This is a genomic window from Streptomyces sp. SDr-06, assembly GCF_003324565.1.
In the GTDB taxonomy this organism is placed as follows: Bacteria; Actinomycetota; Actinomycetes; order Streptomycetales; family Streptomycetaceae; genus Streptomyces.
Genome location: NZ_QOLA01000011.1, coordinates 97,483 through 109,381, shown reverse-complemented (window position 1 = coordinate 109,381; position 11,899 = coordinate 97,483). Strand labels below are relative to the sequence as shown.

The window sequence follows — 11,899 nt, the reverse complement described above, 5'->3', positions numbered from 1 at the left end:
GGGAGGCAGGAGCGACGGTGGCGGAACGTAGCACGGCTGCCGTCGACGTGGCCGACAACAGCGGCGACAACCCGCTGACCGCCAAGGCGGACAAGGCGACGACCGACGGGGTGACGGAGTCCATCGACACGGCGGAGCAGAGCACGAACGGCGCCGGAGGCGAGCGCAAGGCCACCGAGCCGTCCATCGCGACGCCCGAACTGCACAGCGGCCACAAGCTGGCCAGACGCTACCGCCTCGAGGAGTGCGTCACCCGTCTGGACGGTTTCAGCAGCTGGCGTGCGGTCGACGAGAAGCTCCGCCGGGCCGTGGGCGTCCACCTGCTGCCCGCCGACCATCCCCGGGCCCGCTCCGTCCTGGCGGCCGCTCGCTCCTCCGCGCTGCTCGGCGACCCGCGCTTCGTGCAGGTCCTGGACGCCGTCGAGGAGAACGACCTCGTCTACGTCGTCCACGAGTGGCTCCCGGACGCCACCGAGCTCACGGCCCTGCTGGCGCTCGGCCCGCTGGAGGCGCACGACGCGTACCAGATGGTCACGCAGGTCTCCCAGGCCATGGCCGCCGCCCACCGCGAGGGACTGGCCCACCTCAGGCTCACCCCGAGCGCGGTCCTGCGGACCTCGACGGGGCAGTACCGCATCCGTGGCCTCGCCGTCGCCGCCGCGCTGCGCGGCATCAGCTCCGACACCCCGCAGCGCACCGACACCGAGGCCATTGGCGCGCTGCTGTACGCCGTGCTGACCCAGCGCTGGCCCTACGAGAGCGACGCCTACGGTCTGCACGGGCTGCCCAAGGGCGTCGGCCTGATCGCTCCCGACCAGGTACGGGCGGGCGTCCACCGGGGCCTGTCCGAACTCGCCATGCGAGCCCTCGTCAACGACGGGGCCACCGCGTCCCGCCAGGAGCCGCCCTGCACCACCCCGGACGAGCTGGTCAAGGCCGTCGGGGAGATGCCGCGCATCCGCCCGCCGGAGCCCGCCTTCACGGCGCCGCCCGAGTACCAGCGGACCACCTACCAACAGGGGACGTACGGCCGCCCGGCCGTCGGCCCCGGTCCCTCCGTCACCCAGCCCGTGGCGCCCCCGCCCCCAGCGCTCCAGGGCCGCACCGGCAAGGCGCTCAAGTGGACCGTCTCGGCGCTCCTGATCGCCGCGCTGGGCCTGGGCAGCTGGCAGCTGGCCGACGCCCTGCTCCACCGCGACAAGGGCGGGTCCAACGAGACCGGGAACACGCAGACCACGGACCACGGCAACGACGGGGACAAGCCGAAGGCTCCCGTGCCGATCAAGATCCAGGATGCGCAGGAGTACGCGCCGGACGGGTCACCGCAGAACGCCGCGGATGTGAAGAACACCTACGACGGCGACAGGTCGACCTATTGGCGCACCCGGCGCTTCAACGACGGCCCCGACCTGGCGCCGTCGGTGAAGGCCGGCGTCGGTATCGTCTACGACCTCGGCTCGCCCCAGGACATCTCGAGCGCGTCGATACTGTTGCGCTACGGCGGAGATCACACCACGATCACGCTGTACGCGGCCGACTCGCTCTCCCCGTCGACCCCGGTCAAGTCGATGAAGAAGATCGCCACGGTCAAGACCAGTGGTACCAAGGCCGATCTGAAGGCGAGCACCCCGGTCAAGTCGCAGTACGTGCTGCTCTGGATGACGGCGATGCCGGACTCGCCTCAGGACGACTACAGCAGCGCGGGCTTCAAGCAGGCCATCACCGACGTGAAGTTCGCCGGCTGACCGGACGGCAGGGGGAGGCTCACCGTTGGACGAGGCCACATGGCGCGACCTCGGCGATCAGGATCTCCTGGCCCGCCATGTCGACGGCGACCCCGACGCCTTCGGTGAGATCGTGCGGCGTCACCGCGACCGGCTCTGGGCGGTGGCGCTGCGCACGCTGGGCGATCGCGAGGAGGCCGCTGACGCCGTCCAGGACGCCCTCGTCTCCGCCTACCGGGCCGCCCACACCTTCCGCGGCCAGTCGGCCGTCACCACGTGGCTCCACCGCATCACGGTGAACGCCTGCCTCGACCGGGCCCGCAAGGCGGCCTCCCGCAAGACGTCTCCGGTCGACGACACCGAGCGCCTGGAGCAGCTCATCGAGCCGCACGAGTCGGCCGAGGCCCCTGCCGAGCGGCAGGACCTCCACCGCCAGCTCATCGAAGCGCTGGGCACCCTTCCACCGGACCAGCGGGCCGCACTCGTCCTCGTCGACATGCAGGGCTACCCCGTGGCGGAGGCCGCCCGCATGCTCGACGTGCCCACCGGCACGGTGAAGAGCCGCTGTGCCCGGGGGCGAGCACGACTGTTGCCTCTGCTCACTCATCTGCGCGCTGATGCGGAGGGTAGCGAGGAGTCCGGCGGGGGAAGGAACCGGACGCCGGGGACATCCGTCCCACCTGCGACGGGCACAAACGACGCAGGACCGAGCGATTCGGCTGCTGTGAAGGGCGGAGGTGGGAACGCGTGACATCCACGACCGGAACGACACAACACCCGGACGTCTCGGAGATCTCCGAACTCACCGAGGGCGTTCTCCCGCCGTCCCGCACCGCGGACATCCGCCAGCACCTGGAGGACTGCGCGCTCTGCGCCGACGTACGGGCCTCCCTGGAGGAAATCCGGGATCTGCTCGGCACCCTGCCCGGCCCCCAGCGCATGCCCGCCGATGTCGCGGGGCGTATCGACGCGGCACTCGCCGCCGAAGCACTGCTGAACGCCACGGCTCCCGGCGACGACGCCGCGCGTGAAACCGCGCATGTTTCACGTGAAACACCTGCTTCGACAAGGGGACCCGCCCCCGAGCCCGAGCAGGTCGCCACGGGCTCCGGTCTGTCGGCCGCCGACCGCCCGGCCGGGCACAGCCGGGCCGCGACGGGACCCGGCCGCGCCGCCAGGACACGCCGCCGCCGCGTGGCCGTGCTCGGCGCGGTGCTCGGTGCCGCAGCCGTCGGCGCGGGAATCTTCTTCGCGCAGAACAGCCCGTCGCCCACGTCGTCCGCCAGCGGCGACCACACCACGTCCGCCACACCGAGCCCGGGTGGCACCGTGTACTCCTCGGGCACCCTCGAGGGACGGGTGCACACGCTGCTGACGTCCCCGCCCGGACCCCACATCGCTGAGACCGCCCCCTCGGCGAAGATCGCCCCGTCAACCAAGAACGTGCCCAACGACGAGCAGTCCTCGGACAGCCTGCGCTCAGCCGTCAGCGTCCCGCCCTGCGTCCAAGCGGGCACGGGTCGGCCCACGCAAGCGCCGCTCGCGGCCGAGCAGGGCACGTACAACGGGGCCAAGGTGTATCTCGTCGTGCTCCCCGACCAGGAGAATCCCGCGAACGTGGACGCGTACATCGTCGAAGCGGGCTGCGAGAGCTCCGGTTCCCCCGCCGCGGGGAAGCTGCTCCTGACGCACTCCTATCCGCGTCGCTGAGAGCTCGCGGCCGGCCGGGTCTCCGCGCCGCCGGTCCGGCTCGGGAATGCATCCCCCGTAGGATCCGTTGGGTGGGGTGAGAGTCCTGGACCGGGGCCCCGACAGGCAGTAGGCAGTCCGCAGAGACGAGGAAGAAACCCGTGAGCGACGTCCGTAACGTGATCATCATTGGCTCGGGGCCGGCCGGATACACAGCCGCGCTGTACACCGCACGTGCGTCGCTGAAGCCGCTGGTGTTCGAGGGCGCCGTCACCGCCGGCGGTGCGCTGATGAACACCACCGAAGTGGAGAACTTCCCGGGCTTCCAGGACGGCATCATGGGCCCGGAGCTCATGGACAACATGCGAGGCCAGGCCGAGCGCTTCGGCGCCGAGCTGGTACCGGACGACATCGTCGCCGTCGACCTGACCGGCGACATCAAGACCGTCACGGACACCGCGGGCACCGTTCACCGCGCCAAGGCCGTCATCGTCACCACCGGTTCGCAGCACCGCAAGCTGGGCCTGCCCAACGAGGACAAGCTGTCCGGCCGCGGTGTCTCCTGGTGCGCCACGTGTGACGGCTTCTTCTTCAAGGACCAGGACATCGCCGTGGTCGGCGGCGGCGACACCGCGATGGAGGAGGCGACCTTCCTCTCGCGCTTCGCCAAGTCGGTCACGATCGTCCACCGCCGGGACAGCCTGCGCGCCTCGAAGGCGATGCAGGAGCGTGCCTTCTCCGACGAGAAGATCAAGTTCGCCTGGGACAGCGAGGTCGCCGAGATCCACGGTGACCAGAAGCTCTCCGGTCTGACACTGCGGAACACCAAGACCGGCGCCACCTCGGAGCTGCCGGTCACGGGTCTGTTCATCGCCGTGGGCCACGACCCGCGCACCGAGCTCTTCAAGGGTCAGCTCGACCTGGACGACGAGGGTTATCTGAAGGTCGAGGCCCCCTCGACCCGCACCAACCTGACGGGTGTCTTCGGCGCCGGCGACGTCGTCGACCACACCTACCGGCAGGCCATCACGGCCGCCGGTACGGGCTGCTCCGCCGCCCTCGACGCCGAGCGCTTCCTGGCCGCCCTCGCCGACAGCGAGAAGGCCGCCGCCAGCGTCTGACCCGCCCCCACTTCTTTCCCTCCCCCTACACCCCTTAGGAGACTGCCGTGGCCGGCACCCTGAAGCACGTGACCGACGCCGACTTCGACGAGGTCGTCCTCAAGAGCGACAAGCCCGTCCTCGTGGACTTCTGGGCCGAGTGGTGCGGCCCGTGCCGCCAGATCGCCCCGTCGCTCGAGGCCATCGCCGCGGAGCACGGCGACCAGATCGAGATCGTCAAGCTCAACATCGACGAGAACCCGTCGACCGCGGCCCGGTACGGCGTCATGTCGATCCCGACGCTCAACGTCTACCAGGGCGGCGAGGTCGCCAAGACGATCGTCGGCGCCAAGCCCAAGGCCGCGCTCCTGCGTGACCTCGACGTCTTCATCGGCGAGAAGTAAGTCGGCGCGCGCTCGTCGTTTCACGTGAAACGGGCCCGTCCCCTGAGGGGCGGGCCCGTTTCGCATGAAGACACCCTGCTACAGCGGCCTGAGGGCAGGTTCTTTCTGGACCGCGCCGAGCAGGCGGTCGAGGGCCATCTCGACGTCTTCCTTCCAGGACAGCGTCGTCCGCAGTTCCAGACGCAGCCGCGGATACCGCGCGTGGGGCCGTACCGTCTTGAAGCCGACCGCCAGCAGGTGATCGGCCGGCAGCACACACGCGGGCTCGTTCCAACGGGCGTCCCCGAACGCCTCGATGGCCTTGAAGCCGCGGCGCAGCAGATCCTTGGCGACCGTCTGGACCAGCACTCTCCCCAGCCCCTGGCCCTGATAGCCCGGCATGATCCAGCCGGTCATCAGCTGTACGGCGTCCGGAGCGACCGGGCTGGTGGGAAAGGCGGTGGAGCGGGGCACATACGCCGGGGGCGCGTAGAGCACGTAGCCGACCGGGATGTCGTCGACGTAGACGACCCGGCCGCAGGAGCCCCACTCCAGGAGCACCCCCGAGATCCAGGCCTCTTTCTCCAGTTCCGGCCTTCCGGCCTTTACCGCGGCCTCTCCGCTGACCGGGTCGAGTTCCCAGAAGACACAGCCGCGGCAGCGCTTGGGGAGGTCCGGAAGGTTGTCCAGCGTGAGCGGTACGAGCCGACGCCCCATGGAGGCTGTTCCTCACTTCCCTCGCCTGCCGCACCCTGCGCGGCCGACAGCGCGCTCCACTCCCGGATCAGACTGCCGACGAACCCGCCGACCGCCCCGAGACCGAGCCCCGCCGTCACCAGTTGAGTGCGGCTCACCGTTCGCATGGCCCCCGCCCTCCCTAGAGGATGGATCAAGGTGGATGTGCCATACCAGAACGCATCGTATCCAGCCCCTCACGGCAGGGGATACCGTCCATGAGCAAAGGGCGGGCCGTGTTCCGGTAGGCACCGGATCGACCCGCCCTCACACGGCACTCAACAGGCTCAGCTGTCGCCGTCCTCCGAGGCGTCCTCCGCAAGGCCCTTCTCCAGGACCCGTCCCTCGCCCGGGGCGAGGGTGCCGAGAATCCTCTCCAGATCGTCTATCGAGGCGAACTCGACGACGATCTTTCCCTTCTTCTGACCGAGGTCGACCTTCACCCTCGTCTCGAAGCGGTCGGAGAGCCGCGTCGCCAGTTCGGACAGCGCGGGGGACAGCCGCGCTCCCGCCCTGGGCCCCTTGGCCTTGGGGGCGGATTGGGGCTCCGAGGACATCAGGCTGACGATCTCCTCGACCGCCCGCACCGACAGCCCCTCGGCCACGATGCGGTGCGCGAGTCGGTCCTGCTCCGCGGTGTCCTCCACCGAGAGCAGCGCCCGGGCGTGACCCGCCGAGAGGACACCGGCGGCGACCCTGCGCTGCACGGGAGGCGAAAGGCGCAGCAGACGCAGCGTGTTGGAGACCTGCGGCCGCGAGCGGCCGATGCGGTCCGCCAGCTGGTCATGGGTGCACTTGAAGTCCCTGAGCAACTGGTCGTAGGCGGCGGCCTCTTCCAGCGGGTTCAGCTGGGCCCGGTGGAGGTTTTCCAGGAGGGCGTCGAGCAGGAGCTTCTCGTCGTCCGTCTCCCGGACGATCGCCGGGATCCGCTCGAGTCCGGCCTCGCGGCAGGAACGCCAGCGCCGCTCACCCATGATGAGCTCGTAGCGCTCGGGGCCGGTCTGCCGGACGACGACGGGCTGGAGAAGGCCAACTTCCTTGATGGAGGTGACCAGTTCGGACAGCGCGTCCTCGTCGAACACCTCGCGGGGCTGCCGCGGGTTGGGCGTGATCGAGTCGAGCGGCAGCTCGGCGAAGAACGCGCCGGTCGGGGTGGTCTGCTCCGGTACGGCCTCCGGCTCGGGCGCCGGGACCGTTTCACGTGAAACGGGAGCCGTCGGCAGCGTCGTCACCTTCGCCGCCGCCACGCCCCGCTCGGCGGTCAGTACCGGTACCGACGACGGGGACGTGGAAGCCGTCCCGGCCGAGGAACCCGGCTTCTCCTGTGCGGCGGATGGGATCAGCGCACCGAGCCCACGCCCCAATCCTCTGCGTCGCTCACTCACTGGATGCCCTCCGACATGCTGTGCTGGTTGTTCTGGCTGACCACATGCGCGTGCGTGGGGTCGTACTGCACTCCGACACCGCGCAGCGCGATCTCGCGGGCAGCTTCGAGATACGAGAGCGAACCGCTGGAGCCCGGGTCGTAGGTGAGGACCGTCTGCCCGTAGCTCGGCGCCTCGGAGATGCGGACCGAGCGCGGAATGCTCGTCCGCAGCACCTCCTTGCCGAAGTGGCTGCGCACCTCGTCGGCCACCTGCGAGGCGAGCCGCGTCCTGCCGTCGTACATGGTGAGCAGGATCGTCGACACGTGCAGCGCCGGGTTGAGGTGGCCGCGTACGAGATCGACGTTCCTCAGGAGCTGGCCCAGGCCCTCCAGCGCGTAGTACTCGCACTGGATCGGGATCAGGACCTCGGCCCCCGCGACCAGCGCGTTGACCGTCAGCAGACCCAACGACGGCGGGCAGTCGATGAGGATGTAGTCCAGGGGCTGCTCGTACGCCTGGATGGCGCGCTGCAGTCGGCTCTCGCGGGCCACCAGCGACACGAGTTCGATCTCCGCACCGGCGAGATCGATCGTGGCCGGGGCGCAGAAGAGGCCCTCGACGTCCGGGACGGGCTGCACCACCTCGGAGAGCGGTCTGCTCTCGACGAGGACGTCATAGATCGAAGGGACTTCGGCGTGGTGGTCGATACCCAGTGCCGTCGAGGCGTTGCCCTGCGGATCGAGGTCGACGACCAGGACCCGTGCGCCGTGCAGCGCGAGGGAAGCGGCGAGGTTGACCGTGGTGGTGGTCTTCCCCACGCCGCCCTTCTGGTTGGCAACGACCATGATTCGGGTCTGCTCCGGCCGGGGCAGACCCTCGCCGGCACGGCCGAGAGCTTCCACCGCCAGCTGGGCAGCACGACCGATGGGGGTGTCGTCCATCGGGGGCGGTGTTTCACGTGAAACATCCTCCCCCGCCGATTCGGTTCGGGGACCGGGGACCGGATCGGTCATCGGTCCCGCGATGTTGGCGTCGGACCGCAAGGATTCACTCTCCTCGACTTCAGGCTCGCAATGAACAGAGCCTCCCATGTCTTCGGGGTAGTGAACCAGCGAGGCCCGGTCTTCTGTGGACGAATCCACCTCTGTGGACAACTCCGTGGCCCCCACGGGGGACTCTGGGCCCCCCGCGAAGGGCCTGCGGTCGCGCGGCGAGGAAGCCGCACGGCCGCGGCTGATGATTCCATGCAGCAGTGAGCGACGTTTCACGTGAAACACGATGCATCCGTGCTCCCCGGAGTCCGTTACGACACTCCGAAATGCGTACGTATGCCGCCTTCTATGGAGCATTCGTCCACAGAAGGCCCCAGCGAGGGGCCCGGGCTCAGCGGCGACGGCGGGTGCGGCTCGTCCTGGCGGCCTTGGCGCGCTTCGCGGCGAAGCGCACACCGCCGGGGCTCTCGCCCACCTCGACCCGTACGACGGTGGAGAGCGGGTCCACCACGCCCTCGCCCACGTGCAGCACCGTCGTCTCCACCACGCCGAGCTTGCTCAGCGCGGCGCGCGCGCCCAGGATCTCCTCCTCGGCCGTGTCGCCCTTGAGCGCCAGCATCTCTCCGTAGGGACGCAGCAGCGGAACACCCCAGCCGGCCAGGCGGTCCAGCGGCGCCACCGCGCGCGCCGTCACCACGTGGACCGGCGCGAACTTGCCCAGCATCTCCTCGGCCCGGCCACGCACCACGGTCACATGGTCGAGGCCCAGGAGCTCCACGGCCTCCTGGAGGAAATTGGTACGCCGCAGCAGCGGCTCAAGCAGAGTGATCTTCAGGTCCGGGCGCACCAGCGCCAGCGGAATACCGGGCAGCCCGGCACCCGAGCCGACGTCGCAGACCGTGACGCCCTCGGGCACGACCTCGGAGAGCACCGCGCAGTTGAGCAGGTGCCGCTCCCACAGACGCGGCACCTCACGCGGCCCGATCAGACCTCGCTTGACCCCCGCATCCGCGAGCAGCTCCGCATACCGCACGGCCTCCGGGAAGAACTCGCCGAAAACCGCCCGCGCCTCTTCCGGCGCCGGGGGAAGCTCCGCTGCTGCCTCTGCCTCCGTCACGGGGACCGTCCTTCCCTACCTACGCGTTACCGCACTGTGGCTGACTATCAGGCTGACAAAGATCGGCCCCGCCTGCGAACAGACGGGGCCGAGTATGCGATGACCGCTCAGGCGGGCAGCACGACGACGAAGCGCTGCGGCTCCTCGCCCTCCGACTCGCTGCGCAGGCCCGCGGCCGCGACGGCGTCGTGCACGACCTTGCGCTCGAACGGCGTCATCGGGTCCAGCTTCACCGGAGCACCGGTGCTCTTCACCTCGTCGGCCGCCTTGGCACCCAGCTCGGCGAGCTCCGTGCGCTTCTTGGCCCGGTAGCCGCCGATGTCCAGCATGAGCCTGCTGCGGTCACCGGTCTCGCGGTGCACGGCGAGGCGCGTGAGCTCCTGGAGCGCCTCCAGCACCTCGCCGTCCCGGCCGACGAGCTTCTGGAGATCGCGGCTGTTGCTGTCGCTGATGATCGAGACCGCGGCCCGGTCCGCCTCGACGTCCATGTCGATGTCGCCGTCGAGGTCGGCGATGTCGAGCAGGCCCTCGAGGTAATCGGCGGCGATCTCCCCTTCCTGCTCCAGGCGGGAGAGGGTGTCGACGCCCTCAGCGGCCGGGGAGGTGGTGCCTTCCGTCACGGATGGACTCCTTCTTACTTCTTGGACGGGTGCTTGGGCCGCTGCTGACCCTTGCGCTGACCCGACTTGGCTCGTGCCTGGCCGGCGGTGGGCTTGCCCTGCTTCGGCTTGGCGTCCTGCTGGGGCTTCGCGTCCTGCGGTTCCGGCTTCTTGTCCTCGGACACCTCGTCCGCGGCGTCCCCGGAGTCCTTCGACAGCGAGGTCTTCGCGGCCGCGTCATCCTGCTGGGCCGCACCGGCCTGCCGCTGCGCCTTCGTCTGCCGCTTGGGCTGCTGGCGCCTGGGAGCCGTGCCCTCGGCCTCGGCGGCCGCGGCGTCGCTCTTCACCACGGAGCCGTCGGCCTGGGCCGCGAAGCCCTGCTTGGCGAGCCCGGTGATGAACTTGCGCTCGTTGTCGTTGCGGTCCGGGCCCTTGGCCACGATCGCCTGGACGACGGCGCGGCGCCGCTTGCCCTGCACCTCACCGTGCTGCGTGACGCTCTTGACCAGGCGGTCCAGGTAGTGCGCCTGCGCCTTGGAACCCGGCGTCGGGTTCTGGTTGATGACGTACATCTGCTGGCCCATGGTCCACACGTTGGTGGTCAGCCAGTAGACGAGGACACCGACGGGGAAGTTGATGCCCATCACGGCGAACATGACGGGGAAGACGTACATCAGCATCTTCTGCTGCTGCATGAACGGCGTCTTGACCGTGAGGTCCACGTTCTTCGTCATCAGCTGGCGCTGAGTGAAGAACTGCGAGGCGGACATCAGCACGATCATGATCGCGGTGATGACCCGGACGTCGGTCAGCGAGGCGCCGAGGCCCTCGACCTTGGAGGCGCTGTCCATGAACTTCGCGGCCAGCGGGGCACCGAAGATGTGGGCCTTCTGGGCGCTCTCGAGCAGCGGCTGGTTGATGACGCCGATGGTCTTGCCGTTGGCGATGCCTGCGAGCACGTGGTACAGCGCGAAGAAGAACGGCGACTGAGCGAGGATCGGAAGGCACGAGGAGAGTGGGTTGGTGCCCGTCTCCTTGTACAGCTTCATCATCTCTTCGGACTGACGCTGCTTGTCGCTCTTGTAGCGCTCCTGGATCGCCTTCATCTTCGGCTGGAGCGCCTGCATGTTCCGCGTCGACTTGATCTGCTTCACGAAGAGCGGGATCAGGCAGATACGGATCAGCACCACGAGGGACACGATCGAAAGGCCCCAGGCCCAGCCCGTGTCCGGCCCGAAGATCGCGCCGTACAGCTTGTGGAACTGGACGATGACCCAGGAAACAGGCCAGGTGATGAAGCTGAACAGACTGGCAATCGTGTCCACTAATCAGGCTCCTTGAGCATTGGGCGGGGTCTCTGCGGCCGGGCTTGTCTCGGTCTCAGCGGCGGACTGCCCGCCCTTGTCACCTCGCCAGGCAGCGCGCAGCGCCTCGTGCCATCGAGGTCGCTTGCGCTCCGGTACGTAGTCCACGCCGCCGGGCGACCACGGGTTGCACCGCAGAATGCGCCAGGCGGTCAGGGCTGTGCCTTTGACGGCACCGTGCCGGTCGATCGCCGTATATCCATAGTGGGAACACGACGGGTAATACCTGCAGACGGGCCCGAGGAGTGGGCTGATCGTCCACTGGTACAGCTTGATCAGGGCCAGCAGCGGGTACTTCATCGCGCGCCCCCTCCCAGCAGCCGCGCGAGGGCGGCGTCCAGGTCTCGGGCCAGCTGTGCATGGTCTGCATCGCCCGCACCGGGCAATGCCCGTACGACCACCAGGCTACCGGCGGGCAACTGAGGCAGCCGTTCGCGCATGAGATGGCGGAGCCTGCGCTTCACCAGGTTGCGGACGACAGCCACGCCGACGGCCTTGCTGACAACGAAACCCGCACGCGTCGGGGGAGCGCTCTCCCCAGGCGCATGCGGGTCCGTTGTACCGCTGCGTAGATGGACGACGAGGAGCGGGCGGCCGGCCCGGCGCCCTCGTCGTACCGCGGTCGCGAAGTCCTCGCGCCGCCTCAGCCGATTCTCGGTAGGCAGCACGTCATGACCTGTTAGCTGTTACGCGGACAGGCTGGCGCGACCCTTGCCACGGCGGTTCGCGAGAATCGCGCGGCCGGCACGGGTACGCATCCGCAGGCGGAAGCCGTGGGTCTTGGCGCGGCGACGGTTGTTCGGCTGGAAGGTGCGCTTGCTCACTCGGG

The 11,899-nt window shown here is 69.3% G+C and carries 14 protein-coding genes; 5 read left to right on the top strand and 9 right to left on the bottom strand.

The annotated features are described in order from the left end of the window. Positions 1-17: 17 nt before the first annotated feature. The 5 genes from DT019_RS22400 (at position 18) to trxA (ending at position 4,917) form a co-directional block, all read left to right on the top strand. Positions 18-1,745, top strand: coding sequence for a protein kinase family protein (locus tag DT019_RS22400; protein ID WP_114038667.1), 1,728 nt, complete (start codon positions 18-20; stop codon positions 1,743-1,745). A gap of 25 nt (positions 1,746-1,770) precedes the next feature. Beyond that, a complete protein-coding gene (sigM, locus tag DT019_RS22395) occupies positions 1,771-2,475 on the top strand; it encodes an RNA polymerase sigma factor SigM (RefSeq protein WP_114038666.1) in 705 nt (234 codons plus the stop codon). Beyond that, a complete protein-coding gene (locus tag DT019_RS22390) occupies positions 2,472-3,434 on the top strand; it encodes an anti-sigma factor family protein (RefSeq protein WP_114038665.1) in 963 nt (320 codons plus the stop codon). The genes sigM and DT019_RS22390 overlap by 4 nt, the downstream gene beginning before the upstream one ends. A 140-nt stretch (positions 3,435-3,574) precedes the next feature. Continuing rightward, positions 3,575-4,534, top strand: coding sequence for a thioredoxin-disulfide reductase (gene trxB, locus DT019_RS22385; protein WP_114038664.1), 960 nt, complete (start codon positions 3,575-3,577; stop codon positions 4,532-4,534). 47 nt (positions 4,535-4,581) lie between these two features. After that, entirely contained in the window at positions 4,582-4,917 is a 336-nt protein-coding gene (trxA, locus tag DT019_RS22380) for a thioredoxin (protein ID WP_114038663.1), read from the top strand. Positions 4,918-4,995: 78 nt separating this feature from the next. Here trxA and DT019_RS22375 read toward each other — a convergent pair whose 3' ends face one another. The 9 genes from DT019_RS22375 to rpmH form a co-directional block, all read right to left on the bottom strand. After that, positions 4,996-5,613: a GNAT family N-acetyltransferase gene (locus DT019_RS22375; protein WP_114038662.1), complete on the bottom strand. Its 618-nt coding sequence runs from the start codon at positions 5,611-5,613 to the stop codon at positions 4,996-4,998. Positions 5,614-5,918: 305 nt separating this feature from the next. Continuing rightward, positions 5,919-7,016, bottom strand: a complete 1,098-nt coding sequence (locus DT019_RS22370; RefSeq protein ID WP_114038661.1) for a ParB/RepB/Spo0J family partition protein — start codon at positions 7,014-7,016, stop codon at positions 5,919-5,921. Continuing rightward, complete coding sequence (locus tag DT019_RS22365; RefSeq protein ID WP_114038660.1) at positions 7,013-8,089, bottom strand: ParA family protein; 1,077 nt, start codon at positions 8,087-8,089, stop codon at positions 7,013-7,015. Before DT019_RS22365 ends, DT019_RS22370 begins: the two co-directional genes overlap by 4 nt. Before the next feature lie 292 nt (positions 8,090-8,381). Continuing rightward, a complete protein-coding gene (gene rsmG / locus DT019_RS22360) occupies positions 8,382-9,107 on the bottom strand; it encodes a 16S rRNA (guanine(527)-N(7))-methyltransferase RsmG (RefSeq protein WP_114038659.1) in 726 nt (241 codons plus the stop codon). Between the two features lie 107 nt (positions 9,108-9,214). After that, the gene (locus DT019_RS22355; RefSeq protein WP_114038658.1) at positions 9,215-9,727 is read right to left on the bottom strand and encodes a protein jag; all 513 of its coding nucleotides are present in this window, start codon (positions 9,725-9,727) and stop codon (positions 9,215-9,217) included. Positions 9,728-9,741: 14 nt separating this feature from the next. Next, positions 9,742-11,031: a membrane protein insertase YidC gene (gene yidC / locus DT019_RS22350; RefSeq protein WP_114038657.1), complete on the bottom strand. Its 1,290-nt coding sequence runs from the start codon at positions 11,029-11,031 to the stop codon at positions 9,742-9,744. Positions 11,032-11,034: 3 nt separating this feature from the next. Continuing rightward, complete coding sequence (yidD, locus tag DT019_RS22345; protein WP_078966182.1) at positions 11,035-11,370, bottom strand: membrane protein insertion efficiency factor YidD; 336 nt, start codon at positions 11,368-11,370, stop codon at positions 11,035-11,037. Continuing rightward, positions 11,367-11,738, bottom strand: coding sequence for a ribonuclease P protein component (gene rnpA / locus DT019_RS22340; RefSeq protein ID WP_078966183.1), 372 nt, complete (start codon positions 11,736-11,738; stop codon positions 11,367-11,369). The genes yidD and rnpA overlap by 4 nt, the downstream gene beginning before the upstream one ends. A gap of 18 nt (positions 11,739-11,756) precedes the next feature. Further along, positions 11,757-11,894: a 50S ribosomal protein L34 gene (rpmH, locus tag DT019_RS22335; RefSeq protein ID WP_006381191.1), complete on the bottom strand. Its 138-nt coding sequence runs from the start codon at positions 11,892-11,894 to the stop codon at positions 11,757-11,759. Positions 11,895-11,899 lie beyond the last annotated feature (5 nt).

Coding starts and splice junctions, on each gene's coding strand:
- DT019_RS22375 (WP_114038662.1), bottom strand. CDS start 5,613: ATGGGGCGTCGGCTCGTACCGCTCACGCTGGACAACCTTCCGGACCTC.
- DT019_RS22365 (WP_114038660.1), bottom strand. CDS start 8,089: ATGGGAGGCTCTGTTCATTGCGAGCCTGAAGTCGAGGAGAGTGAATCC.
- yidD (WP_078966182.1), bottom strand. CDS start 11,370: ATGAAGTACCCGCTGCTGGCCCTGATCAAGCTGTACCAGTGGACGATC.